Raw genomic sequence first — 26,603 nt, 5'->3', positions numbered from 1 at the left:
CTCCGACACGAATGGTCGAAACACGAATGTAACGGGTATTCTCGTCTGGATCTCGCCTGAGCGGCACTGGTAGCGGATTCAGCGATTGGTATGCTTTGTGTTCGGACGGCCGTCCCCCAACGAATGTCACGTTTGCCCTTCAGGCGACCGGCGCTGCGGAGCATAGGCGAATAGCAGGGAAAGGAACGTAGCACATCCCGCGTTTGCTACCAATTTCACATGCAGGGGCGCACAACGAATCGCCATCGCCCGGCCAAGCCTCTAGTGAGGGAATACTTACCGTAGAGTACATTCAAAGTGCGTGCTAATTCGGCCTTGCCCCCGACTGACTTCGGCAGGCGATCACCGCACCCAGCCGGCGTACGGCATCGTCGATTTCCGGCGAATGCGGATTGCCGCAATTGAGGCGCAGGCAGTTGCGATACATGCCGCTCGGCGAAAACAGCTCGCCCGGCACGTAAGCGATATTTTCGCCAATGGCTCGCTCGTAGAGCGCCGTCGTATCGAACTCCTCGGGCAGCTCCACCCACAGCACATAGCCGCCCTGCGGCTGAGACATCCGGGTCGCCGCAGGAAAGTAGCGACTGACCGCAGCCTGCATGCTGTCGACCTGGCGTTCATAACTGCGGCGCAGCGTGCGCAGATGCCGCTCGAAAGCGCTGGATTCGAGATATTCGGCCAGCACATGCTGGGTGATCGGATTGGTCGCGCCGCTGGTGATGGTCTTCTGCAAGGCGATGGCCGAACGGTAACGCCCGGCTGCGACGAAACCGATGCGCAGCGCCGGAGTCAGGCTTTTCGAGAAGGACGAGCACAGCATGATGTTGCCGGAGGTGTCGAAAGCCTTGATCGGCCACGGTCGCCGCGGGCTGAAATGGAGGTCGCCGTAAATGTCGTCCTCGATCACCGGAACGCCTCGCGCCGCGGTCAAGGCCGCCAGTTGCCGTTTCTTCTCGTCCGGCATCACGCAGCCGAGCGGGTTGCTGGCATTCGGCACGAGCAGACAGGCGGCAATGCCGCCATGGCGGGTGGCCAGTTCCAGCGCCTCGACCGACAGACCAACACGCGGATCGGTCGGGATTTCCAGCGCCTTCAGGCCCAGTGTTTCAAGTAACTGCAACATCAGGTAATAGGCGGGCGATTCGACGGCCACCGTATCGCCCGGCTTGGTCACCGCCCGCAGGCAGAGGCCGAGAGCCTCGGTGCAGGAATTGGTGATGATGATTTCGTCGCCGGCCAGCGGCCCGCCCCAGGCCAGCGAACGAAGGACCAACTGACGGACCAGCGCCGGCTCGTCCATATTGATGTGGCTGCCGCCTTCGAGCAGTTTCGGGTGGCGCCGCGCCACGCTGGCATACAAGCGCTGCAGGGCGGCCAGCGGCAGCAATTCGGCGGCCGGCAATGCCGCCGCCAGCGGGGCGACCAGCGGCTTGCAGCCGGCCTGCAGGACGCGAACCAGACGCTGCGAGACATCGACCGGTACCGCCATTTCCGGCGTCGAACGCTGCGCCGGCTCGGCCCGCGCCGGCCCCGGCCGGCGGACGAAATAACCGGATTGCGGCCGGGCTTCGACCAGCCCGCGATCCTCCAGCTGGCGCAGGGCCTGAACGACGGTTGAAACAGACAGCCGCCGCTCCACCGACAGACGCCGGACCGACGGCAGGCGATCGCCATGGCGTAAGGCACCATCAGCCATCATGCCCTCCAGTTCGGCAGCCAGCTTTTCATAACGCAGCATCGCTTCGGACATGGCACACCAATACAGTTGGCTAACTCAACAACCAGCACAGTTAACAAAATAGCAAACTGTACTGATGGCAATTTGTTTTCATTGCAACTGTATCATTCATTGCCCGACTCCTACACTGGGTCCATGCCAATGCAGGAGCCAACGATGGAATTCGATCTTCACGCCGGGGAACTCGTTCTCGCCGAAAACCGGCCGCTGGCCGCTCGCCACGCCCGCGGCGCGCTGATCGTGTGCACCGCCGGCATCGTATGGATCACGGTGGCCGGCGAAGCAGGCGACATTTTCCTGCACGCCGGCCAATCGCATCGTATCCGGAGCAACGGGCTGGCGCTGCTCGAAGCGATCGGCCACGGCAGCATCCGTATCCAGGCACGTGCCAGGCCCCTGCTCGGGCACTGGCTGCGGGACTTTCTGCGACAACACCCGGACAGGCTCGCCATCCGTCACCCACCCAGTCCGGCCTGAGTAAGCATTTCCCCAACACTGAGCGAGATTCGCCAAGCCGCATTTCACAGGCTGAGGCTGCCCAAAAAGCCTTCCTCCGGCATAATTCGGTTTTCGGCAAACGATGGCCATTCCCGCCTTCGTCAGCCTTCAACCCACTGGAGACCGCGACCATGACGCGTATCGATATCGACGGCGCCATACGCTTGCACAATCACTGGCGACGCCAGTTCATCAACGCCTTTGCCGGCGGCGACTACGCCGACATGCCGCTATCCGAACACTGCGGCTGCACCCTCGCCCAAGCACTGGCAGAAGCCCAAGGCGCCGGAATCGAATCGGCCGACTTCCAGCAACTGGTCGCCGTCCATGATCGCTTTCATGCGCTGGCTCGGGATATTGTCAGCCTGAGCAACAACGGCCTCGGCGATGCCGCCGACCTGCTGCTTCCCGAACTCAGCGAAGCCTCGCATCAACTGGTCGTCGAGCTCGACAAACTGCGGGAATACCGCGCCAACTGAGCGCGCTCCGGCTTCCCGGCAATAAAAAAGGAACTCCGCGGAGTTCCTTTTTTATTGGGTGATGCAGCCGATCAACCGACCCAGCGCCGCGCATTGCGGAACATCCGCATCCACGGCGAATCCTCGCCCCAGTTTTCCGGGTGCCAGGACATCTGCACGGTTCGGAAAACGCGTTCCGGATGCGGCATCATGATCGTGAACCGGCCGTCGGCCGTGGTCACCGCCGTCAAGCCGCCTGGCGAGCCGTTCGGGTTGTACGGATAGGCTTCGGTCGGCTCGCCCTTGTTGTCGACATAGCGCACGGCCGACAGCGCCTTGGCCTGGTCGTCGGGGTTGTCGAAGACCGCCCTGCCCTCGCCGTGCGACACAACGATCGGCACTTGCGAGCCGGCCATGCCGGCGAAGAACAGCGACGGGGATTCCATCACCTCGGCCATCACGAAGCGGGCCTCAAACTGCTCGACCTTGTTGCGGCGGAAAGCCGGCCAGTGCTCGGCACCGGGAATAATCGATTTCAGCGCGCTCATCATCTGGCAACCGTTGCAGACACCCAGTGCGAAGGTGTCCTGGCGGTTGAAGAAGGCGGCGAATTCGTCGCGGCAACCGTCGTGCATCAGGATGGTCTTGGCCCAGCCCTGCCCGGCGCCGAGCACGTCGCCATAGGAGAAACCGCCGCAGGCGACCAGTCCCTTGAAGTCCTTGAGACTGACGCGGCCGGCCAGGATGTCGCTCATATGCACATCGACCGCGGCGAAGCCAGCTTTGTCGAAGGCAGCCGCCATTTCGTAATGGCTGTTGACGCCCTGCTCGCGCAGGATGGCGACGCGCGGCCGGGCGCCGAGTTCCTGGTAAACCTTGGTGAAATCGTCCTGCGGATCGAAGCTCAGCTTCGGCGTCAGGCCGGGATCGGTGACGTCGAGGATGCGGTCGAATTCCTGCTGCGCGCAGCTCGGGTTGTCGCGCAGCGCCTGCATCTGGTAGCTGGTTTCCGACCAGGCGCGCTGCAGGTCGACGCGCTTTTCGCGCAGCAGCTTCTTGGCATTGCGGATGACGCGAATTTCGTCCCACTCGTTCATGTAGCCGACGAAGTGATACGGCACACGCAGGGCGCGCAGCACCGGCGTGACCTTGGCGCGGTCGGCCCGGCGGATCTGGATCAGGGCGCCGAGTTCCTCGTTGAACAGGGCGCGGACGCAGTTCTCGAAATCGCGGCCGGCCAGCAGGTCGGGACGCTTTTCGGAACCATCGACATCGCCGGCTTGCGGGTCGTAGCAGATCCCGTCGAGGTCCAGCGTCACGCCGCGGCGGCTGGCGAAGGCCATTTCGACGGCGGCGGCAAACAGGCCGCCATCGGAACGGTCGTGGTAGGCGAGCAGCAGGCCGTCGCGATTCAATTTCTGCACGGCGTCGAACAGGCCCTTCAGCTTGGCCGGATCGTCGACGTCCGGCGCATCGCTGCCGGTGGCGTTGTACACCTGGGCCAGCGCCGAGCCGCCGAGGCGGTTCTGGCCGAGATCGAGCAGCAGGATTTCGGTTTCGCCCTGATCCACAGCCAGTTGCGGCGTCTTGGTCCGGCGTACGTCATTCACCGAGGCAAACGAGGTCACCACCAGCGACAGCGGCGACACGACCTGCTTCTTCTCGCCCTGATCTTCCCAGGCGGTGCGCATCGACAGCGAATCCTTGCCGACCGGGATCGAGACGCCGATCGCCTTGCACAGGTCGGAGACGGCTTCGACGGTATCGAACAGGCGGGCGTCCTCGCCCGGCACGCCACACGGCGCCATCCAGTTGGCGGACAGCTTGACCTTGCCCAGTTCGCCGACATCGGCGGCGGCCAGGTTGGTCAGCGCCTCGCCGATCGCCATGCGGCCGGAGGCCGGCGCGTCAAACACGGCGAGCGGGGTGCGCTCGCCCATGGCGAAGGCTTCGCCGAGGTAACCCTGGTAGCCCATCGTGGTCACGGCAACGTCGGCCACCGGCACCTGCCACGGGCCGACCATCTGGTCGCGCGCCGTCATGCCGCCGACCGAGCGGTCGCCGATCGAGATCAGGAAGGTCTTGTCGGCGATGGTCGGCAGGCGCATCAGGCGATAGACGGCATCCTTCAATTCAATGGAGGCGGCATCGAAAGAGACAAAGCTTTCCGGCTGGTGCGTCACATCGCGGGTCATGCGCGGCGGCTTGCCGAGCAGCGCTTCCATTTCCATATCGACCGGATTGACGCCGAAATGGTCGTCGGTGACGGTCAGGTGGCCGTCGCCGGTCGCTTCGCCAACCACGGCAAACGGGCAGCGCTCGCGCTCGCACATCGCCTGGAATTCGGCGATACGGTTCGGCGGGATGGCCAGCACGTAACGTTCCTGCGATTCGTTGGACCAGATTTCGGCCGGCGACATGCCCGGCTCTTCGGTCGGCACCTTGCGCAGATCGAAAATGGCGCCGACGCCGCCCGAGTGGGCCAGTTCCGGCAGGGCGTTGGAGACGCCGCCGGCGCCAACGTCGTGCACCGACAGGATCGGATTGTTCTTGCCCATCTGCCAGCAACGGTCGATGACTTCCTGCGCCCGCCGCTGGATTTCCGGGTTGCCGCGCTGCACCGAGGCGAAATCGAGGTCTTCGGCATTGGAGCCGGCCGTCATCGACGAAGCGGCACCGCCGCCCAGACCGATCAGCATGCCGGGACCGCCCAGTTGCACGAACTTGGTGCCGACCGGGAAGGTTTCATCCTTGAACGACTGCTCGGCCTGGATGGAACCGAGGCCGCCGGCGATCATGATCGGCTTGTGGTAGCCACGGACCACGCCGGCCACATCCTGCTCGTAGGTGCGGAAATAGCCGGTCAGGTTCGGGCGGCCGAATTCGTTGTTGAAGGCGGCAGCGCCGATCGGCCCTTCGAGCATGATGTCGAGGGCCGAAGCGATGCGCGACGGGCGGCCGTAGGCGTGTTCCCAGGGTTGCGGCGCATCCGGCAGGTTCAGGTTGGAGACCGAGAAACCGCAGAGGCCGGCCTTCGGCTTGGAACCCTTACCGGTGGCGCCTTCGTCGCGGATTTCGCCGCCGGAGCCGGTCGAGGCGCCAGGGAACGGTGAAATCGCGGTCGGGTGGTTATGCGTCTCGACCTTGGTCAGGATGTGGGTCAACTCTTCCTTGTAGGAATAGCCGCGGTCGGCATCCGGGTAGAAGCGGTTGATCGTCGCGCCTTCGATGATCGAGGCGTTGTCGGCGTAGGCCATGATCGTGCCTTGCGGCGCGGCGGCATGGGTTTCGCGGATCATACCGAACAGCGTCTTGGCCTTGGCTTCGCCATCGATCACCCACGAGGCGTTGAAGATCTTGTGGCGGCAGTGTTCGGAGTTGGCCTGCGCGAACATCATCAGTTCGACGTCGGTCGGGTTGCGGCCGGCCTTGGTGAAAACATCCAGCAGGTAATCGATTTCGTCGTCGGACAGCGCCAGACCGAGCGAGCCGTTGGCCTCGACCAGCGCGGCCTTGCCGCCGGCTTGCACGTCCACGGTATTCAACGGCTTCGGTTCGAAATGGCGGAACAGTTCGCCGGCGGCGTCGAAGCCGGCCAGCACGGATTCGGTCATCCGGTCATGCAGCAGGCCGGCGACGATTTTCTTCTCTTTGTCCGTCAGGGCGCGACCGCCCTTGACCACAACGTGGAAGGCAACGACCCGCTCGATGCGCTCGATGGCGTCGAGGTCGCAGTTCCAGGCGATGTCGGTGGCCTTCGAAGACCACGGTGAAATGGTGCCGATGCGCGGCGCGACGAGGAACAGTTGGCCGGCATCGCTGCCAGCCGCCTTCTCTTCCAGCAAGGTCGCCAGCTTGGTCCGCTCGTCGGCACTCAGGGGGCGCTTCTGCGCCACGACATGCCAGTAATCGGCGACCACCGATTCGATGTCCGACACGGCCGCCACCAGGCGGGCTTGCAGGCGTTGCAGACGAAAAGCGGAAAAGGCGGCGTCGCCCTTGAGGCAAAGAATGTCGGCCATTGGGTGTGGGGTCTGGTTAGGCGGAGAGGCCGGCATTATACCCGAGGCAACCGAGCCGCCGGGCAAGCGAGCCACGCTTCCCGTCCCGTCAGTTTGGCCGGTCAATTCTGCCGAAGCCGACGCCGACGGACCGGGGCTGACACTGTCATCTTTCCGACGTTACAAAACCGACATTTCCCCGCCTCATCCAGTGAAAAGCCAGGCAGAGCAGCGCTCCTATTTCGGCATGACTATTGCTAGATTCATCAACCGCAAAACATACAACAACCCCGTGCAGGCCTCCCGCCAGACACGGCAAACAGGGGACGGCTTGCATGGCAATCTACAAGGGCATCGAGATCGACGAGTCGCTGGCCGGCATCATCCGCCACATGCAGGGCGTCGAAGATTACCGCGAAGGACTGGGCAACCTGCAGGGCGCCTGGGACATCCTGAGCCTGCTCGGCCAGTTGACCGGCTCGGCCACCGAGATGGCGAAGACGCGCGAAGCCTTCCAGCGCCTGACCGGCGATCTGCTCAACCACCTCGGCCAGGAAACCCGGCGCAAGGCTGTCGCCGACCTGCGCGCCAAGACGCAGGGCAGCATCGATATCCTGGTCCGCAACTTGTTCGAACGCACGGCCGACATCGGTTTTCTCTCGGCCGACGACGACATCCGCGAGTTCCTGCTCGGTAGCGGCAGGCGCGACCTGATGGAAAAGCGCTTTCGCGAATATGTCGACAAATACTCGGTGTATTCCGACATCGTGCTGTTTGCCGCCGACGGCAGCATCGCCGCCCGGCTCGGCGAACATCCGGCCGCGGCCAGCCGCCATCGGCTGCTCGATGAGGCCCGCACGACCACCGCGCCCTATGTCGAATATTTCGGCCCGGCCGATTTCCTGCCGGCCGGCCAACACCTGCTCTACGCCTATCGCGTCGCCAGCGACAACGGCGCGTTTCTCGGCGTGCTGGCGCTGAGTTTTCGCCTCGCCGACGAAATGGAGGGCGTCTTCGCCAAGCTGATCGGCGACGGCGATTTCTCGCTACTCGCCACGCTCGATGCCGATGGCCGCGTCGTGGCCAGTTCATCGACCATCCAGTTACCGCTCGGCACCCGCCTCGAACAGTGCCGGCAACCGACGCACGGCACCCTGCTCCGCCTCGCCGGTCGGCAATACCTGGCGGTCAGCTGCCCCGCGCACAGCTACCAGGGCTACGCCGGCCCGGGCTGGCTCGGCCTTGGCCTGCTGCCGCTCGAATTCGCCTTCGAGCGCAGCGACAGCGCCCTGCTCAGCCACGTCGACGGCGCTGCGCTGGCCGCCGTGACGCAACACCCGACACTGTTTTCCGATGAGCTGCGGCGCATCCCCGAGCAGGCCGAAGCAATCCAGGAAGACCTCAACCGCTCGGTATGGAACGGCTCGGTGCGCCAGGTCGACAACGGCCAGGGCAATGCCTCCTTCGCCAAGACCCTGCTCTGGGAAATTGCCGATACCGGCCGCAAGACCCAAGCGGTGTTCGAGCAGTCGATCGGCAACCTGCACGAAACGGTGGTCGCCGCCCTGCTCCAGAACGGCGTCTCGCGCGCCAGCTTCGTCATCGACGTAATGGACCGCAACCTCTACGAGCGCGCCAACGACTGCCGCTGGTGGGCGCTCAACGCCACCTTCCGCCGCGTCCTGGCCGACCCCGATGCCGCTGGCACCGCGCGCTGCGCCGAGATCCTGCATTACATCAACGGCCTGTACACGGTGTACGACAACCTGATCCTGTTCGACGCCCAAGGCCAGGTCATCGCCATTTCCAAGCCGGAAGCCGGCGGCCTGGTCGGCAGCCATCTCAACGAGGAATGGGTCGGCCGCTGCCTGGCGCTCACCTCGTCACAGGGCTACGTCTTTTCCCGCTTCGCGCCCAGTCCGCTCTACGGCAACCGCCCGACCTACATCTACAGCGCCGCCGTGCGCGCTCCCGACGGCAACCGGGTGGTTGGCGGCATCGCCATCGTCTTCGACGGCCTGCCGCAGATCTCCGCCATGCTCGACGACGCGCTGCCACACGGCGCCAACGGCCAGCCGGCGAAAGACAGCATGGCGCTGTTCACCCAGCGCGACGGCAAGGTGCTGGCCAGCACCGACCCGCGCTACCCGGCCGGCAGCACCTTCCCGCTGAGCAGCGTGCAAAGCCATCTCGAACACGGCGAACACAGCGCCGACATCATCCTGCTCGCCGGCGACTATTACGCGCTGGGCGCCGCCATGTCGGCCGGCTACCGCGAATACAAGACCAGCGACGGCCAGATCGACGAGATACTCGCCCTGACCTTGCTGCCGCTCGGCCAGGCCAGCGCCAGCGAGAAAATCGCCCGGCGCTCCGCTTCGATTTCGGCCAACGGGCGCAGCCGCCGGGTCGGCAATGGCAGCGATGCGATCGAGATCGCCACTTTCTACGTCGGCGCGCAGTGGCTCGGCATTCCGGCCAGCGACGTCGCCGAGGCGATCGGCACCGACGACATGACACCCATCCTCGGCGGCAATAACGACCTGTTGGCCGGGGTCAAGATGTATCGCGGCAAGCTGATTTCCATACTCTATTTGCAGCGCCTGCTGACGCCGGGCGCTCCGATTCCCGAACAGGCCGGCCAGATCGTCGTCGTCCGGACCAAGAACAAAGCCTGCATCGGCCTGCTGGTCGATGAACTGGGAGAAATTCCCGAGGTCGCCCGCGAGGAAATCCAGCCGGTCAGCCACGTCACCTTCGAGACCGACTCGCTGACCATCGGCGTGGTCGATGGCATGCGCCGCGCCGGCGACCGCCACGGCATGCTCTCGGTAATCGCCGTCGATCGCCTGTGTCAGCGCATCGGCTGTCGCTGCCTGCCGGAACCCGGCGATACGCTGGTGGCGCTGACCGAGATGAACTGAACCGACGCAAGACCCAACGATTTTGCCGGGGTGTCGGGGCTGCGCTGTTTGGGCGCCCCCCCCCTGTCGCCTCAGTCGCCGGCAACCGCTTTCAGGATCAGCGGCAGCAGCGGCTCCGGCAACGTGATGCCGCCGCTCGTCGCGAAGGCCTGGGCCTCGCCGGACATTTTCTTCCACGTCTTGCGGACGATATCGAGCCACTTTTCTTCGCTGTATTCGGCGTGCTGACCGGCGAAACCGAGCATGTAGTGTTCGAGGAAGACGAGGCTGCTGACATCCTCCAGCAGCTGCGTGTCGGGATTGGTCTTGATGTCCTGCTTGCCGACCGCCCTCTTCACCTGCGCGATGGTCGCTTCGTCGTAGCCGGCCTGCTGCATGAGCTTGCCGGCCGTCTCGGCATGCAAGCGGTAGAGGCCGGTGCGCCAGGCAAAATAGCCCGGCTTGCCGAGTGGATAGCTGCTGCGCGGTACCGTCCACCGTTCGATGTGCTGGGCGCGTACGGCAAGCTGGGCGACTTCGCTGGCTTCCGGCGCGAAGCGACCGATCATCTCGGTCATCCGTTGGGCGTAGCGCAGTTCCTTGGGCTGGCCCTCGTCCTGGTTCGGGTCCTGGGCGTTGGCGGCATCGAACAGGGCAATGGCTTGGTTGAAACGTTCCTGGTTGGCAATCATCGAATCTCTCATCGCGGGGCATGGGTTTGCTTGCGCTGATTCCAGCACTAGCCGAGTGCGCACAGGGTAACCAAATCTCCAGGCGGCGGCGAACTGCGGTTTACCCGGTGCTACCATAAGGCCTGGCCGGAGAGATCGGAAGGACATTGAAGACGTGGGCAACAGCAAGCAAGACGAACGGGCAAGCGGCATGACAGCAGCCGCGAATCTGAGTCTTGTCGCCTTGCGCGAGGCCCATGCATGAGCCGCGCCGCGACGGCCGCCGGCCCTGCGGAAGCGCCAATGCCCTGGCACCGGCAAATGGCGGCGGTGCTGTTCAGACATTTCTATCTCAAGGGTATCGGCACGACTATTTTCATCAGCCTGTTCTTCAACGTTTATTTCTATTTGCTGAAGAACCCGGCTTCTCCGCCAACGCTGATGCCCGTCACCTGGCTTGATGGCCTGATCGGCGTTCAACCGCTGGCCGTTCCGATCTACGTCTCGATGTGGGTCTATGTTTCCCTCCCCCCGGCCTTACTGGCAACGCAACGCGAGCTGTGGCTCTACGGCGCGGCCATCGGCACAACCTGCCTGGTCGGGCTGCTCGCCTTCTACTTCTGGCCAACGGCAGTTCCCCCGGCCAATGTCGACTGGAGCCAGTTTCCCGAATTGAATTTCCTGAAAAGCATCGATGCATCGGGCAATGCCTGCCCTTCACTGCATGTCGCCACCGCCGTCTTTTCCGGGGTCTGGCTGCATCGCTTGCTGCGCCGCTTTGGCGGGCCGCTATGGATACTGGCCGGCAACTGGGCATGGTGCATCGGCATCGTCTATTCGACGCTGGCCACCCGCCAGCATGTCGCCCTGGATGTCGCCGGCGGGCTGGCCCTCGGCCTGCTGGCCGCCTGGCTATCCTTGCCGCATCGCGTGCTGGGGAAAAAACCGTAATCGTTTGCCCCGAATCGCTAAAACCCCGCTCCCACAAAGAAATCAATGGAAACCATCAGCAGAAACCAGGCCGTCAAGGACTACACCGGCTATTCGTGCATCGGGCTGTACAACCCGAAAGGCCCCGAGAACGTCGGTTCGATCATGCGAGCGGCCGGGTGCTATGGCGTCAATACGGTCTTCTACACCGGCAAACGCTACCAGCGCGCCGTCGAATTCCGCACCGACACCAAGCAGGTCCATCTGCAACTGCCGCTGATCGGCGTCGACGATCTGCAGCAAGTCATCCCCTTCGGCTGCGTCCCGGTGGCCATCGAGATCCACCCGGATGCCAAGCCGCTCACCGAATATCGCCATCCGGAGCGGGCGTTCTACATCTTCGGGCCGGAAGACGGCAGCCTGAAAAAGAACGTGACCGCCTGGTGCAAGGACATCATCTACATCCCGACGCACGGTTGCATGAACCTGGCGGCCACGGTGAATGTCGTGCTCTACGACCGGATGCTGAAGGCCAGCGGCTTTCGCAGCACGGCCGCCTGACGCAACACAGGCCGACCGTTGGTGCCCACCGGAAAACGGTCGGCACCAACGCTCAGCTTTTCCCGCCTACGCCCCGCCGGCGCGGGTGTAATCGGCCAGCGCCGCCACCGAGACGATGACCAGACCGTGCTGCGCCGCGTAATCGCGGACCTGCTGACCGCGCAGCATCGTGCCGTCTTCGTTCATCAGTTCGCAGAGGATGGCCGCCGGGCGCAGGCCGGCCAGTTCGGCGATCAGCACCGAACCTTCGGTATGGCCGCGTCGGCCATGCACGCGCCGGTCGTCGGCACGCAACGGGAAGATGTGGCCAGGCCGGGCGAAGTCTTCGGCGCGGGCATTCTCGGCCGCGGCGAGCAGCACGGTGACGGCGCGGTCGGCCGCCGAAACGCCGGTCGTCACACCGTGCCGCGCTTCCAGCGAGACGGTGAAGGGCGTGCCGTGGCGACTGGTATTGTCGGCCACCATCGGCGGCAGTTCGAGACGGTCGGCGATGCGGTTATCGAGGCAGAGGCAGACGATGCCGCTGCAGTCGCGGATGAAGCGGGCCATCCACGGCACCGTGACGTGCTGCGCGGCCATCACCAGATCGGCTTCGTCCTCGCGGTCGTCATCGTCGAGCATGATTACCGGCTGGCCGGCACGAATCGCCGCAATGGCCAATTCGACGGTGTTTTCGCCAAGCTTGGCGGCTGACTCGAAAGAGTCGTTGAGACTATTTTGGTACATGAAACGCTCCTGAAAAAAGACGTGAAAGAGGCGTTTCAGGGATGCAGAAAAACCCATGACTCTCCCTGCGGAGACCATGGGGTATCGCTGCCTTCTCTCATCCGGACTATCACCGTCGGCTTCGGCATTGGACCGAATCTGCTGACCCGCAATCGTCCGAAAACGACTGCGGCGCTCGCGGGCTCGCGGCCATTTGCATGACCGCCTACCGCCGGTGGGGAGTTGCACCCCGCCCTGAAGACCCGGCAAGGATACGCGCCGGGACGGCGCCGGTCGAGCTGGAAAGGCCAAAAGCGGCCGGCAGATCAGCAGGTTTCGATGTTTTTGCCCGCCCGCTGAAACCGGGGATTTTTTCCGGTCTACCGGAAAAATTGCCGGCCACCGTTACCGCACCGCCCTCGCCTTACCGGCTATCTCCCTTGCCGATCAAGGCTTAGCGCCGAAAACCGGGCATTCCTGCGGCATGGCACTGATATTGCTGCAGCATCAGCCGAACGCCAGACCATTTTGCGGGGAGGAAAACAATGAGCATTACAGCCATGACATCTTTTTATGGGAACGCCGCGCGCGTCGGCACATCCACGGCGCTGCGCAATGCGGCCAGCGCCAACCCGGTGAGCCAGCAGAACACATCGACCGAGCCCGCCAGCACGACGGTGAATATCTCGGCGGAAGCCCGCCAGGCGGCCGCCACGCAGGGACGATATGCCGTCCCGGAATCCGTCCGCCAGGCGGCGCTGGCCGAGTTGAACAAGGTTTTCCCGCAGGACATCCTCGACGAGGCCCAGGCCAGGCTGCAGGCCAATAAAGGCATCAGCGGCAGCAGCACGACGCCGGGCATGGGCAACCTGCCGCTGTTGCCGGAAAACGAGGCGCTGCTGGCGCAGATCAAGAGCGACATGCACGCCGCCCGCTCCGCCAACAGCGAAGGCATGACGAATCTGATGCCCTACGTTCGCCTGATCCAGGCCGTCCAGACCGAAGGCTGGAAAACGCCGATGACGATGGCGGATGCACAACGCGAGGTCGACATCGCCTCGGCCATGGACCGGCTGACCCCGAAGCCGACGGCAGCGCCGCTCAGCGACGCCGAGCAATTGAAAAAGGATATGGCCAACGTGGCGCAGATCCAGAAGGAACTGGCGGGAGAAATCCCCGACAAGTGGAAACAGCGCTGGAAAGAAACGGATCTGAGCATGCCGGAAAGCGCCACCACGACCTTCCCGCAATCGATCTGGCTGGGTCTGGCCAAGGCCGCAGGGATCGGCGAATACGAGTTCCTCAACAAAGCGCGCGAGCTGGCCGGCAATCTCACCGGCAACAATTTCCTGCAGGCCATCGAAAGTTTCGTCAGCGAGCGCTACGCCGCCAGTTCGGGCACAACGCCGGCCAGTTGAGGCGACGCCAGCCGGGCGAAGGCGAATGATGCCCGCTGCGGCATGGGTGCTTTGCCGTTTAAACTTCGCCCTTTCCTTTTCAGCAGCCCGGCATGCGCATCCTCCACACCTCCGACTGGCACCTCGGCCAGCACTTCATGGGCAAAAGCCGGCAGGCCGAGCATCAGGCGCTGATTGGCTGGCTGCTCGAACAGGTGGAAGCGCAGGCGGTCGATGCAGTCTTGGTGGCCGGCGACATTTTCGATACCGGCACGCCACCGAGCTACGCCCGCGAGTTGTACAACCAGCTGGTCGGGCAACTGTACAAGACCGGCGTGCCGCTGCTGATTCTCGGCGGCAATCACGATTCGCCGGCCACTTTGGGCGAAAGCCGCGAACTGCTCGCCCACCTCGGCACCACGGTCATCGCGGCAACGCATGACGATCCGGCCACGCAGGTCATCGTGCTGGCGCAGCGCAACGGCGAACCGGGCTGCATCGTCTGCGCCATCCCCTTCGTCCGGCCGCGCGACGTGCTGCAAAGCCAGGCAGGGCAAAGCGCCGAGGACAAGCAGCTATCGCTGCAAACGGCCATCCAGGCTCATTACGGTGCCGTGTTCGCGGCAGCCACTGCACGCCAGGCTGAACTCGCAGCGGCACTCGGCCGCCCGTTGCCGATCATCGCCACCGGCCACCTGACCACGGTCGGCGCCAGCACCAGCGAATCGGTGCGCGAAATCTACGTCGGCGCACTGGAAGCCTTCCCGACTGCCGCCTTTCCGCCGGCCGACTACATCGCACTCGGCCACATCCACCGGCCGCAGAGGGTCGGCGGGCTGGAACACATCCGCTACTGTGGCTCGCCCATCCCGCTCGGTTTCGACGAAGCCAAGCAGCAGAAGGAAATGCTGCTCGTCGATCTCGACGCCGACGGCCTCAAGGCGGTCACCGTGCTGCCGGTGCCGCGCTTCCAGGGGCTGGTGGCGATCAGCGGCAACCTCCAGACACTGGCCGGGGCGATAGGCGCAGCGGCCGCCGAAGGCACCCGCGAATACCCGGCCTGGCTGGAAGTCACCGTCGCTGAGGACGATTATCTGGCCGACCTGCCGGCGCGCATTGAGGCGCTGACCGAAGGCTGGTCGGTCGAAGTGCTGCGCATCCGCCGCCAGCGCGGCAACGCCGCCGCCCGGCTGGATGCCGCAGCCCGCGAAACGCTGGACGAACTCAGTCCGCACGACGTCTTCGCCCGCCGCCTGCAACAAGAAGAACTCGGCGAAGAACTGCAGCAGGCCTTGAACGAACGCTACCGCGCCGTCGTTGCCGGCCTGACCGGGGAAAACGCATGAAAATCCTCAGCCTGCGCCTGAAGAACCTCAATTCGCTTAAGGGCGAATGGACCATCGACTTCACCAAGCCGCCGTTCACCGACAACTGCCTGTTTGCCATCACTGGCCCGACCGGTGCCGGCAAATCGACGCTGCTCGACGCCATCTGCCTCGCCCTCTACCACCAGACGCCGCGCCTGAAGACCATTTCGGCCTCGGACAACGACATCATGACGCGGCACACCGCCGACTGCCTGGCCGAGGTCGAATTCGAAGTGAAAGGCGCCGTCTACCGCGCCTTCTGGAGCCAGCGCCGCTCGCGCGACAAGATCGACGGCGCGCTGCAGGCGCCCAAGGTCGAACTGGCCGCCGGCGACGGCACCATCCTCAGCACCCAGACCAATGACAAATTGAAGCGCATCGCTGAAATCACCGGCCTCGACTTCCCGCGCTTCACCAAATCGATGCTGCTCGCCCAGGGCGGCTTCGCGGCCTTTCTGAACGCCAGCGCCAACGAACGGGCGGAACTGCTCGAAGAACTGACCGGCACCGAAATCTACGGCGAGATTTCCCGCAAGGTTTTTGAGCAGGCGCGCGATGCCAAGAACCAGCTCGACCAGTTGAAAGCCCGCGCCGAAGGCATGGAACTGCTGGCCGACGAGCAACGCGCCGCGATGCAAGTCGAAGTCGGCCGCCTCGATACGCAACTGACCGACGTTCAGCGCCGCCATCAGCAGACGCAAAGCCAGCGTCAGTGGCGCCTCGACCTGGCGCAGGGCGAGCAGGAAGTCAAAACCGCCGAAAGCAAGCTGCAGCAAACCGATGCCGCGCTGAGCGCCGCCGCGCCGGACCTGAAAAAACTCGCCGACAGCGAACCGGCTGAAGCGCTCAAACCGCTGCACCTGCAATGGCAACAGGCCGGCGCCGCCTGCCAGCAGAGCGACAACGAACTCAAGGCGCTGCACGTCGCCCGCGAAAAACTGCAGGCCGAGCAGCTCGCCCGGCACCGGGCCGCCCGCCAGTTCAGCGCGCAGGTCGCCGAGCTAACGCGGCAAGCCCTGCAACAAAGCCAGCGCGAAGCCAAACAACTTGACGACTTCTGCGCCGCCCAGCCGCACCGCGCCCAGCTCGGCGAACGTCTCGGCGTCTGGCGCCAGCAGTTCGAACAGCGGGCCAAACTGGTTCGCGACCTCGCTGCCCAGCAGCAGGCGCAGCAAAAGCTGGCCGATGAACTCGCCGCCACCGCCCGTCAGCTCACCATGCAAGCCACAGCGGTCAACAGCGCAGAAAAGACCAAAACCGCCGCCGACAGCGCGCTGGAAAAAATCCAGGCTGAACAGAACCAGCGCCTGGCCGGCCAGACGTTGGCCGATCTGCGCCAGCACTGGCAACGCGAGCAGGCCGGCCTCAACCGCTGGCAACAACTCGAAGCCCTCGCCCAGCGCCGCCGCGAACTGGCCGCGCTGCAAACCACGCAGGCGACGCAGCTACAGCTGGTTCAGGAAAAGATCGCCGCCCAGGAAAAAAAGCTGGTCGCCCTGCGCGAGAAGCACAAGGAACTTGCCGCCCAAGTCGCCGACAAGAAAAAGCTGCTCGAACAGGAACAGCGTATCCGCAGCCTGGAGCAACATCGCCAGCAACTGCAGCCGGGCGAGGCCTGCCCGCTGTGTGGCGCGCACGAACACCCGGCGATTGCCGACTACGCTGCCCTCGACGTTTCCACGACCGAAAGCGCCCTCAAGGAAAAGCAGGCAGCGCTCGACGCACTGGTGGAAACCGGCCAACAAGCCCGCAACGACCAAACCGCCGCCCTGACAACACAAAAGGCTTTGCTGGATCAGCAGGCCAAGACAACGGAGGACAGCGCCCGCCTGCAAACGGAATGGGCAGCGCTGCTTGCCAGCCTGACCAGCGAACCGCAACTCACGGTCGACACCTGGCAACAGGCCGAAACCCTGGCCGCCGCCCGCGCCACTGCCGAGCAGGCGGTGGCCCGCCTCGCCCAACGCCTGCAAGCCGCCGACCAGGGCGAACAGACGCTGAACGCCGCCCGCAAGAGCGCCGCCGACAGCGCCCAAGCGCTACTCAACGCCGGCAACCAGCAGAAGCTGCTGCAACAGACGGCGGAAGTTGGGCAACTACGCCAGGCCGAACTCGCCAAAACCGGGCAGCTCATCGCCCAGGAACAGGCCGAACTCGACGGCAAGCTGGCCGCAACACTGGCCGCCGCCGGTTACGAAATCCCCACTGAACCCGCCACCTGGTTGCAGGAACGTGATGGTGACTGGCAACACTGGCAGCAAACCCAGAAGCGTCGCCACGAACTGGCCGAAACTCTGGTCAAGCAGCAGGACCGCTTTGACGTCGCGCAGACGCAGGCCATGCAATGGCTGGAACGCTGGCAAACGCTCGCCGCCAAGCGGCCGACCACCCCGGAAGGCGACGAGACCGGCGCGATCACCGACGACCCGGCCGCCGCCCTCGCCCACTGCTCCGAAGCCATCGCCGAGCTGACCCAGCAACTCGCCGCGCAACAAGGCCGGCAGGCACAACTCGAAACCAATCTCGCACAGCAGAAAAAAGCCCTCGCCGAGGCCTCGACGGCCTGGCAGGCGGCACTCACCGCCAGCCCCTTCGCCGACCTCGCCGCCTACGACGCGGCGCTGCTGCCGGCCGAAGAACGCCAGCGCCTGCTGCAATTGAAGGAAACCCGGCAACTCGCCAAACAGCAGGCCGAGGCCGTGCTCAAGGCAGCAGGCGAAAAGCTGCGCCACCTGCAAACCACGCCGCCGTCGCGCGACTCAATCGAAATTGCCGTCCCGCTGCAGGCAGAACTCGACGCCGCGCTTGTCCAACTGGAAACCACTCGCCGCGAACTTAGCGAACAACTCGGCGCCCAGCGCGCCCTGCTGACCCGTGACGAACAGGCGCGGCAAAGCCAGCAGGCGCTGTTCAAGGAAATCGCCGCGCAAACCGCCGAAAGCGACCTCTGGCAACGCCTCGACAGCCTGATCGGCTCGGCGCGCGGTGACAAGTTCCGCAAATTCGCCCAAGGTCTGACCCTCGACCACCTGCTGCACCTCGCCAACAACCACCTCGCCCGCCTGCACGGCCGCTACCTGCTGCGCCGCAAAAGCACCGGCGAACTCGAACTCGACATCGTCGACAGCTGGCAGGGCGAAGTCGCCCGCGACACCCGCACCCTGTCCGGCGGCGAAAGCTTCCTGGTCAGCCTGGCCCTCGCCCTCGCCCTCTCCGACCTGGTCAGCCACAAGACCAGCATCGACTCGCTCTTCCTCGACGAAGGCTTCGGCACCCTCGACGCCGACACCCTGGAAATCGCCCTCAATGCCCTCGACACCCTGAACGCCAGCGGCAAGATGATCGGCGTCATCAGCCACGTCGAAGGCATGAAGGAAAGGATTCCGGCGCAGATCCGGGTGGAAAAAGGCGGCGGCGTTGGGTATTCGCGGTTGAGGATTTAGGCGATGGAACATATCCTGACTTATGGACGGATTTGATCAACGTAAGGTATCGTCAGTACATGTTCGACTTCCATCTACAACAATCCAAAATGCAAGATTTCTGTGCTTCGATGGTTCGTATAATTAGTCTATTTTTCAGCTTATTACTGTGCGCATCGGCTGCAGCGCAAGGCTATGACAAAATACTCAAAAGTTATTTCGTCGAAAAAAATATCGAGACGCCGGACCACCAAGTAATATTGCGGACGTTTACTGCAAAGCAAAGTAGTTCTAGGAGTGGCCTTGTTTACGTGTTTGTTGAAACAAACTGCGGGACATGTGGAACAAACGTACGCCAAATTAATAAATTCGGCGGAAGCTATGAAATTTATAGAGATATGGCACCCGCCGGAGCGGCAGTAGTTGCAAATGGAGGGTTTTATGGCTACGACCACACAGGAAAACAAATAGCCCTTGGCCTCGTTGTGCAAGACGGTCAAGCCCAAAACCCACGTATTGGATGGACTAGTGGGGGCTTCCTTATCCGAACAAAAGACGGAAAAACACACATTAAAACTGCCCGCTCATACAGTTTACAAACTAACGACAATAGCGTAATCCAAAGTAAGCCATTACTGGTAGAAGCTGGGAAAAATGGGATTCGCTCTGATACAGGAGAACGCTTTAATCGAACAGCGATAGCTCTCTCATCGACAGGGAAGCTCGTGGTTGCGGGCGCATTTGATGGATTCGGACGTGCTGTATCTCTCCATGAATTCGCTCGTTTTTTATTGACAATAAAATCTTCCGATGGATCATCAATCAACTTAGCAATCGCAATGGATGGTGGCCCAGGGGCTCAAATCTATATTCCGTCGCTAAAGCAAAATTTTGGTGACCCTGGAAAGAACTACGTTCCAAATATCATATCCATAGAAAAATGATAAATCGCCCAAAACGCCCTCAAGCAAAAAAAGCTCCTAGAAATAGCACTCCTAGCCAAGTGAAAAAACTATGGGACGAAACATCCAATACCTTGAAGTGGCTAATTGGCTTCCTTGGAATTTCGGCAGCGGGTGTAGCTACCTACTTTTTGCCATTCATTGAACCGCTAAAGCAAGAAGCTCTCCATATGATCTGGAATGAGAGTCCAAACGTTCGATTGTTATGTGAACCATGCATTCTAACAACGGGGCAATCAGTACGCATTAACGTGGTTGTATCTCCAAACTCAAAAGCTGATGTGGCCAAAAGTTATATTACTTTGAAATACGACCCTAAAGTATTGGCGATTTCCCCAGAAACTAACCAATCATTTGAAAGTGACATAATCACCTCTCCAAAACGATTAGATAAATATTTCGTCTTATACCCTTCACAAGACATTTCAACGCAGATAAAAAGTGAAATTTCAGTATCGTTGGAAACAAAATATGGGATCTACGAATCCGAACCCATTTCTATTTTGGTTGATCCAGCGCGCACACCGGCCCATATACCCTTCATCGAACCATTTGGAAAGAAAGGAGTCAACCTTTCTGGCGAATGGCGTATTGAACTTGGGGGCTCCCTTGGCGGCATGAAAATTCAACAAAATGAGCACCATGATATTTCGGGAATCTATTGGTTAAACAATCAAAAAGGGAAAATTGAAGAAAAAATAGAAGGCTATGCCGATGGCACTACATTTAAAGTTTTTTTCTTCAAATCAAATAGCCCATCGCGTTGGCGCATAGACGCAAATTATTCGATTAATCAAGGTTTCGTTGAAGTCAAAGGATGCGCATTCAGCATACATCCAGATAAATCAATTCAAAGTGATAGCGCACCACAAGGGATGCAATGCGTACTCCGCAATTTTCCTGGCTGGAAAGGAGATGGGGCCACCAATTTTTACGCGATGGCTCAGTTAAGACATTAAATTCAGCAGTTTCCAGCTGCCCGGGCATGTCAATCAAAGGCTCAGAGAATTTACGGATGAAATATCTTTGACACCTTTTTACTATGTTGCTCCTCCTGAAAACGAAACCAGCCCATGTCCTCTCGAAGAGAGTTCATCGTTACCGCGCTAGCCTCCGTCGGCGCAATAGCTGGCTTGCCATCGTGCTCTTCGGAAACCAGTGTGGGCAGCTACGAAGATGTTGCGGATCGCACGTGGCGGCACGGCAAGCTGGCGGCTGGCGACAAGGCCGCGCTTCTGCATGAACTCGTGCGCTACGCGACGTTGGCGCCGTCGAGCCATAACACGCAATGCTGGAAGTTTCGCCTTGCCGATGACACCATTTCGCTATTGCCTGACCTTGCGCGCCGGTGTCCCGCGGTCGATCCAGACGATCATCACCTTTTCGTTTCCCTCGGGTGCGCCGCCGAGAACCTGATCCAGGCGGCGTTGGCCCATGGGTTGAAGGGGCATGCCGATTTTGACGCCGCCGGGGGCAATGTGCTGCGGGTGGCTTTGGCGCCGACCAGCCCCGTCGCGTCTCCCCTGTTTCAGGCGATTCCCGAGCGCCAGAGCACGCGCGGCGAGTATGACGGGCAGCCGCTGGTCCGGCCGGAACTTGAACTGCTTGAGCGGGCCGGTCGCGGCAATGGCGTCGGGGTGATCCTGCTGACCGAAAGGCAGGCGATGGAGAAGGTTCTTGAGTATGTCGTTCAAGGCAATACGGCCCAGATGAACGATCCCGCCTTCGTCGATGAGTTGAAGAAATGGATCCGCTTCAGCGCCGCCGACGCCGTGCGAACGGGCGACGGGCTTTACACGGCATCGTCCGGCAATCCGGCGGTGCCGACATGGTTGGGCAGCCTGCTCTTCGGCATGTTCTATACCCCGAAGAGCGAGAACGACAAGTACGCGAAACAGCTGCGCAGTTCGGCCGGCATCGCGATATTCGTCTCGGATACGCCCGGCCCTGCCCAATGGGTGGAGGTGGGCCGTTGCTACGAGCGTTTTGCGCTGCAGTCGGCGGCCTTGGGCATTCGCAATGCGCTGCTCAACCAGCCGGTCGAAGTGTCGTCGCTGCGGCCCCAGTTCGCCAACTTCCTTGGTATTGGCGAACGCCGGCCCGATCTTGTCGTCCGTTTCGGGCGCGGCCCGAAGTTGCCTTCTTCACTGCGCCGGCCGGTTCAGGCGGTGCTGGTTTGAATTTGAGCAACGCCTGAAAATAAACCGCCAACAGCCAGCCATTTTGGCCTTAGGCTGTCGTGCCGCCAGATTTCCCGATCCCGGGGCAACTGCGGCCACTAAAGGAAAGCCATGCCATGGCAATCGAATTTCATCCTGGCTGGATTGAGTGTCACCGAACGCTCGTTACTGCTCGATGACCTGAAGCCTGTTTCGCTGCAGGCCGGCGATGTGCTGCAAAACGCCGGGGAGTTGTTGAGCCATGTTTACTTTCCGAGCGACAGCATCGTCTCGCTGCTCGCCACTACCCATGATGGCGCCTCGACGGAGCTGGCGATGGTCGGCAACGAAGGTCTGATCGGTATTTCGGCGGTTCTGGGCGATCTCGTCTCCAGTCACAAGCTGGTCGTGCAGAGCGCCGGCGAGGCCTATCGGCTGGAGGCCGGGATCATGCGCTGGGAACTGGCCCAGGGCGGCGGCTTACAGCGGCTCGCCTTGCGCTATACCAAGGCGCTGCTGGTGCAGATGGGGCAAAACGTCGTCTGCGCCAATCACCACACGATAGAACAGCGGCTCAGCCGCTGGCTGCTGCTTTGTCTCGATCGGCAACCGGCAGCGGCAATCAGCATGACCCAGGACCGCATTGCCGGCCTGCTCGGCGTCCGGCGCGAAATTGTCACGATCGGCGCCGGCCGACTGCAGGCGGCCGGCTTGATCGCCTATCAGCGCGGCAAGATCAGCATCATCGACCGGGCCGGTCTGGAAGCGGCGGCTTGCGAGTGCTATGGCGCAATCCGCGCCGAATATGCGCGCTATTTCCAGGCGATGGCCGACACCAGCCCGCCCAGTCGTTTTCGCGCCCACCCGGCGAGCTTGCGGCAGAGCGCCCTGGCCCGCTGGCGGGATTTGCCGGTGGCAGCGGAAGATCCTTCCGACAGCGCCGAGGCCCACCATGAGCTGGAAGTCCGCAAAATCGAACTGGAAATCAGCAACGAGGCGCTACACCAGGCCTTCGCCGCGGCCGCGGCGCTCAGCGAGCGTTATGCCGATATTTACGACTTCGCGCCGATCGGCTATTTCACGCTGGATGCCGCCGGCAACATTCTCGATCTCAACCTGGCCGGTGCCATCCTGCTCGGCTTGAAGCGCTCGCAGAAGAGCCGACAAGGCTTTGCCAGCTACCTGGCGGCGGAAAGTCAGGAACCGTTCAAGCAGTTCGTCGCCCAGGTGCTGCGCGAAAAGCAGCGCAACCTTTGCGAGATCGTGCTGGCGGCGACGCCGGTGCATCCGGCGGCGACGGTGAGAATCGAAGCCGTGCCGGACGAAGATGGTACGGAATGCCGGATGGTGCTGATGGATATTACCGAGCAGCGCAATGCGCTAGAGGCGCTGGAGCATTCGGAAATGCGCTTTCGCCGTTTCATCGAAAACCTGCCCATCGCCAAAGGCATGACCACCAAGCCATCGGGCAAAGAAGACTGAACCCGGGGTTCGAGACCGGCCGGAAACGGCGAACGCCAGTTCCCGGCCGACCAGACGAATCAGGCGATCACGGCTTTGGGGCGCAGTTCCTTGGTATGTTTTTCGAAACTGGCGACCTGGTTTTCGGCTTCCTCGGCACTCACGGCATAGAGTTCCTGGATCCGGCCGAGCAGCAGTTCGCGCTTGCCGTCAATGATCGCCAGCCCGGCCTGGTTGATCTTGCCCCAGCGCGACTTGATCTTGACCCCGACCAGCTTCCAGCTTTCCGCATCAATATCCCAGCTCATATCCAGCTCCTTGAGTTTGGCCCTGGCAAAATTGCCCGGTACCCGCCCTGCCCGTATCGCCGGCACCGAAATGCGGCAGGCGACGCCCGGCCAGAGCGGCATCCGGACCGACTGTTGGGTAATCCGGAGCAAGCCCAGACTAGCCGGCGAGCCGGCGGGCCGTCTGCGCGATTTCGCGCTTAGGGTTAAATCGCCGGGCAATGGCGACGCCCCAAGCATCCAGCAGTTGATTGGCGACGCAACGCAGCACACGCCGGCGGGGCAAAAACGGGTAGCATCGCGGCTGGCTCGCGCCGGCCACGTTGCGCCGCACACAAAGATTCCGATTGCCATGAAACTGCTCGCCCTGCTGTCCTGCCTGTCGCAACTGCGGCCCACACCAGCCACCTGCCCTCCAACGATTCATGCCTGATCAGAAAAAACGCAGCCGGTGCCTGAACTTCCTGTTGTTGACGACGCTGTTTGCCGCCTTCGTCGTCACGGGGACCGCCTACACCCTGTGGCGCTTGCGCGCCGAAGCGACCGAACGCAATTTCGACATGGCCAATATGTATGCGCGCAGCTTCGAAGAGCATTTGACCCAGAGCTTCAATGTCATCAACCTGACCCTGGCCAACGTCGCCAACGAGCCGAACGACAGCGCCTTGCACCAGGCCCTCGGACATGCCCCCTACCTGCGTTCGCTGTCCCTGCTCGACGCCAGCGACCAGATCATTGCCAGCTCCGATCAGCGCAATATCGGCCAGCGCGTCGCGCGGCGCGATTTCCTGCCGGCGACGCCCGAAACCCGGCCGATCCTGCGCGCCGCATCGCCCTGGGCGGCCCGCGACTTTCATGACGGGAAGCCGACCTCACCGGACCAGCCGGCGCCGCCCGAGGCGCCGAGCCTGATTCCCGTGTTGCGCGATATCGACGTTGACGATGCCCGGCCGGCCAGCCTGCTGGCCGCGGTAAATGCCGATTACTTTCTCAATTACTACGAACGCAACCTCAACAGCAAAAGCGATGTCGTCGAGCTGATCCGCTACGACGGGATTCTGCTGCTATCTACCGATCCCCGGCGGCATCCCGGCACGCGTATCGACAACGCGCTTCTGGCGCAGCACATCGCGGCCGATCAAGCGGCCCGTTTCGAGCAGACCTTGGAAGATGGGCGCAACGTGCTGACCGCCTACCGCCCGGCGCGGGAATACCCGTTTGCCATCGTGGTCCATCTCGACAAAGAAGACGGCCTGGCTTCCTGGCGACGCGAAGCCTGGCACACGCTGCTCGCCGCCGGGACGATGCTGATGATGGCCCTGGCGCTGGCCAGCCTCTATTTCATCCGTCTGCTCCGCACCGCCCGTCAGCACGACAGCGACGTGGAAAAGCTGCGCCTGCGCAGTGCCGCGCTCGAAGCGGCCGCCAACTCGATCATCATCACCGACATGCAGGGCAACATCGAATGGGCCAATCCGGCCTTCTGCGAACTGAGCGGCTACAGCATGGCGGAGACGCTGGGCAAGAACCCGCGCGACCTGCTCAAATCGGGCGAGCAACTGGCCGCCGGCTACCGCGAGCTGTGGCAAACCATCATCACCGGCCATGTCTGGCGCGGCGAATTGATCAATCGCCGCAAGGACGGCACGCTGTATACCGAAGACCAGACCATTACACCGGTCCGCGACGAAGAAGGCAGGATTCGCCACTTCATCGCCGTCAAGCAGGACGTTACGGCGCGCAAGCAGGCCGAACAACGCATGGCCGAGCTGTCGCATCATCTGGTGGTCATCCAGGAAAGCGCCTGCCGGCGCCTGGCCGGCGAACTGCATGACCGGACCAGCCCGAACCTGGCGGCGATCGGGGTGCATCTCGACATCATGACCGCCTGCATGGAAGAAGGCAGCACCTGGACACTGTCGTCGAGACTCGACGATGTGCGCGCCCTGATCGAGGATACGACGGCCAGCATTCGCGAAATTTCGTCGAACCTGCGGCCGCCGGTCCTTGACTACGCCGGGCTGGCGCCGGCCGTCGACAGTTATCTGAAGCAATTCCAGCGGCGCACCGGCATTGCCGTCCAGCTGATCTGCGCCCATCCCGAGGTGCGCCTCGATCCGGAGAAGGAATCCCTGCTCTTTCGCATCGTCCAGGAATCGCTGACCAATTGCGCCAAGCACTCCCGGGCGAAGTCGATCGTCGTCAGCCTGTGCCTGGAAAGCGCGCCGCTCACCCTGAGCATTGCCGACGACGGCATCGGCTTCGATCCCGACTCGCTCGGCAAGACCACCCCGACCGGCGGCCTCGGCATCCTGACCATGCGCGAGATGGCGGAATTCTCCGGCGGGCGGTGCACCATCGTCTCGGTTCCCGGCAGCGGCACACGCATCGAAGTCGAAATTTCCTCCCTTAAAGGACACTCATGAAGCTGCGCATCCTGCTGGCCGACGATCACCAGATGTTTCGCGAAGCGCTGCGCATTCTGCTCGAACGCAATCCGGATTTCGAAATCGTTGCGGAAACCGGCGACGGCCTCGAAGTGCTCGCCCTGGCCCGCGACAGCGCGCCGAATATCATCTGTCTGGATATCGACATGCCCGGCTTGAACGGCATCGAGATCACCCGACAGCTCGCCGCCGCCCACCCGACGATCAAGATCATCGCGCTATCGGTCTTTTCCGACCGCGGCTACATCGCCGACATGCTGAGCGCCGGAGCCTCGGCCTACGTGACCAAGGCGGCGGCCGGCGCGGAACTGCTGCGCGCCATCGACGCCGTCAGCCGGGGCCGCTCGTATTTGTGCCCGGACGCCACCGATGCGGTGAAGGATGCGATGAGCGGACGCGGCGAGAAAAAGGAACTTCCCGGCACGAAACTGGGAGCCAGGGAAATCCAGGTACTCAAACTGGTCGCCCTCGGCCTGACCTCCGGCCAGATCGGCGAACGCCTGGAAATCGCCCTGTCGACGGTCGAGGTGCATCGCCGCAACATCATGCGCAAGCTCGATGTCGACAGCGCCATCGGACTGACCCGCTACGCGATCCGGACCGGGCTGGTCTCCAGCCTCTAGGCCGAACCTCGAC

At 62.5% G+C, this 26,603-nt stretch carries 20 protein-coding genes and 1 riboswitch; of the genes, 15 read left to right on the top strand and 5 right to left on the bottom strand.

The features are described 5' to 3' along the window. Window positions 1-304: 304 nt before the first annotated feature. Complete coding sequence (locus KI611_RS10240; protein WP_226419715.1) at window positions 305-1,750, bottom strand: PLP-dependent aminotransferase family protein; 1,446 nt, start codon at window positions 1,748-1,750, stop codon at window positions 305-307. A gap of 144 nt (window positions 1,751-1,894) precedes the next feature. Between KI611_RS10240 and KI611_RS10235 the strand changes: the two genes are divergently transcribed. Together KI611_RS10235 and KI611_RS10230 are read left to right on the top strand one after the other, a co-directional pair. After that, entirely contained in the window at window positions 1,895-2,215 is a 321-nt protein-coding gene (locus tag KI611_RS10235) for a DUF2917 domain-containing protein (RefSeq protein ID WP_226419714.1), read from the top strand. Between the two features lie 152 nt (window positions 2,216-2,367). Continuing rightward, window positions 2,368-2,715, top strand: coding sequence for a CZB domain-containing protein (locus KI611_RS10230; RefSeq protein WP_226419713.1), 348 nt, complete (start codon window positions 2,368-2,370; stop codon window positions 2,713-2,715). A 71-nt stretch (window positions 2,716-2,786) separates the two neighbouring features. Here KI611_RS10230 and purL read toward each other — a convergent pair whose 3' ends face one another. Continuing rightward, a complete protein-coding gene (purL, locus tag KI611_RS10225; protein ID WP_226419712.1) occupies window positions 2,787-6,716 on the bottom strand; it encodes a phosphoribosylformylglycinamidine synthase in 3,930 nt (1,309 codons plus the stop codon). A 314-nt stretch (window positions 6,717-7,030) separates the two neighbouring features. On the opposite strand from purL, the gene KI611_RS10220 reads away from it, so the two are divergent. Continuing rightward, a complete protein-coding gene (locus tag KI611_RS10220; protein WP_226419711.1) occupies window positions 7,031-9,619 on the top strand; it encodes a chemotaxis protein CheW in 2,589 nt (862 codons plus the stop codon). Window positions 9,620-9,690: 71 nt separating this feature from the next. Here KI611_RS10220 and KI611_RS10215 read toward each other — a convergent pair whose 3' ends face one another. Further along, on the bottom strand, window positions 9,691-10,290 hold the full coding sequence (locus tag KI611_RS10215; protein WP_226419710.1) for a DUF4202 domain-containing protein: 600 nt from the start codon (window positions 10,288-10,290) through the stop codon (window positions 9,691-9,693). Window positions 10,291-10,572: 282 nt separating this feature from the next. Here KI611_RS10215 and KI611_RS10210 point away from each other — a divergent pair, with 282 nt between their 5' ends. Both KI611_RS10210 and KI611_RS10205 read left to right on the top strand, forming a co-directional pair. Then, window positions 10,573-11,220: a phosphatase PAP2 family protein gene (locus KI611_RS10210; protein ID WP_226419709.1), complete on the top strand. Its 648-nt coding sequence runs from the start codon at window positions 10,573-10,575 to the stop codon at window positions 11,218-11,220. A 45-nt stretch (window positions 11,221-11,265) separates the two neighbouring features. After that, on the top strand, window positions 11,266-11,760 hold the full coding sequence (locus KI611_RS10205) for an RNA methyltransferase (RefSeq protein WP_226419708.1): 495 nt from the start codon (window positions 11,266-11,268) through the stop codon (window positions 11,758-11,760). Between the two features lie 66 nt (window positions 11,761-11,826). Here KI611_RS10205 and ribB read toward each other — a convergent pair whose 3' ends face one another. Further along, window positions 11,827-12,486, bottom strand: coding sequence for a 3,4-dihydroxy-2-butanone-4-phosphate synthase (ribB, locus tag KI611_RS10200; RefSeq protein WP_226419707.1), 660 nt, complete (start codon window positions 12,484-12,486; stop codon window positions 11,827-11,829). Window positions 12,487-12,571: 85 nt separating this feature from the next. Beyond that, window positions 12,572-12,732, bottom strand: a riboswitch (FMN riboswitch). Between the two features lie 293 nt (window positions 12,733-13,025). On the opposite strand from ribB, the gene KI611_RS10195 reads away from it, so the two are divergent. From KI611_RS10195 to KI611_RS10165, 7 genes are all read left to right on the top strand, one after another. Then, a complete protein-coding gene (locus tag KI611_RS10195; RefSeq protein WP_226419706.1) occupies window positions 13,026-13,883 on the top strand; it encodes a hypothetical protein in 858 nt (285 codons plus the stop codon). Between the two features lie 92 nt (window positions 13,884-13,975). Continuing rightward, window positions 13,976-15,208 (top strand): exonuclease subunit SbcD, encoded by a 1,233-nt coding sequence (gene sbcD, locus KI611_RS10190; protein WP_226419705.1) that lies wholly within the window; start codon window positions 13,976-13,978, stop codon window positions 15,206-15,208. Beyond that, window positions 15,205-18,672: an AAA family ATPase gene (locus KI611_RS10185; protein WP_226419704.1), complete on the top strand. Its 3,468-nt coding sequence runs from the start codon at window positions 15,205-15,207 to the stop codon at window positions 18,670-18,672. Before sbcD ends, KI611_RS10185 begins: the two co-directional genes overlap by 4 nt. A 59-nt stretch (window positions 18,673-18,731) precedes the next feature. After that, on the top strand, window positions 18,732-19,595 hold the full coding sequence (locus KI611_RS10180) for a phosphodiester glycosidase family protein (protein ID WP_226419703.1): 864 nt from the start codon (window positions 18,732-18,734) through the stop codon (window positions 19,593-19,595). Beyond that, window positions 19,592-20,572: a hypothetical protein gene (locus tag KI611_RS10175; protein WP_226419702.1), complete on the top strand. Its 981-nt coding sequence runs from the start codon at window positions 19,592-19,594 to the stop codon at window positions 20,570-20,572. Before KI611_RS10180 ends, KI611_RS10175 begins: the two co-directional genes overlap by 4 nt. 201 nt (window positions 20,573-20,773) lie before the next feature. Further along, the gene (locus KI611_RS10170) at window positions 20,774-21,793 is read left to right on the top strand and encodes an Acg family FMN-binding oxidoreductase (protein ID WP_226419701.1); all 1,020 of its coding nucleotides are present in this window, start codon (window positions 20,774-20,776) and stop codon (window positions 21,791-21,793) included. 111 nt (window positions 21,794-21,904) lie between these two features. Then, the gene (locus KI611_RS10165; protein ID WP_226419700.1) at window positions 21,905-23,254 is read left to right on the top strand and encodes a helix-turn-helix domain-containing protein; all 1,350 of its coding nucleotides are present in this window, start codon (window positions 21,905-21,907) and stop codon (window positions 23,252-23,254) included. Between the two features lie 59 nt (window positions 23,255-23,313). Here KI611_RS10165 and KI611_RS10160 read toward each other — a convergent pair whose 3' ends face one another. Continuing rightward, entirely contained in the window at window positions 23,314-23,541 is a 228-nt protein-coding gene (locus KI611_RS10160; protein ID WP_226419699.1) for a general stress protein CsbD, read from the bottom strand. Window positions 23,542-23,572: 31 nt separating this feature from the next. Here KI611_RS10160 and KI611_RS10155 point away from each other — a divergent pair, with 31 nt between their 5' ends. The 3 genes from KI611_RS10155 to KI611_RS10145 are packed head-to-tail and all read left to right on the top strand — an operon-like array spanning window position 23,573 to window position 26,590. Next, window positions 23,573-23,953, top strand: coding sequence for a hypothetical protein (locus tag KI611_RS10155; protein WP_226419698.1), 381 nt, complete (start codon window positions 23,573-23,575; stop codon window positions 23,951-23,953). Further along, window positions 23,946-25,946: a PAS domain S-box protein gene (locus tag KI611_RS10150; protein ID WP_226419697.1), complete on the top strand. Its 2,001-nt coding sequence runs from the start codon at window positions 23,946-23,948 to the stop codon at window positions 25,944-25,946. The genes KI611_RS10155 and KI611_RS10150 overlap by 8 nt, the downstream gene beginning before the upstream one ends. Continuing rightward, window positions 25,943-26,590 (top strand): response regulator, encoded by a 648-nt coding sequence (locus KI611_RS10145; RefSeq protein ID WP_226419696.1) that lies wholly within the window; start codon window positions 25,943-25,945, stop codon window positions 26,588-26,590. The genes KI611_RS10150 and KI611_RS10145 overlap by 4 nt, the downstream gene beginning before the upstream one ends. Window positions 26,591-26,603 lie beyond the last annotated feature (13 nt).

It is taken from the genome of Dechloromonas denitrificans (genome assembly GCF_020510685.1).
Taxonomy (GTDB): domain Bacteria; phylum Pseudomonadota; class Gammaproteobacteria; order Burkholderiales; family Rhodocyclaceae; genus Azonexus; species Azonexus denitrificans_A.
Note: the sequence above shows the minus strand (reverse complement) of the source record. Positions and strands in the feature narration are given on the sequence as shown.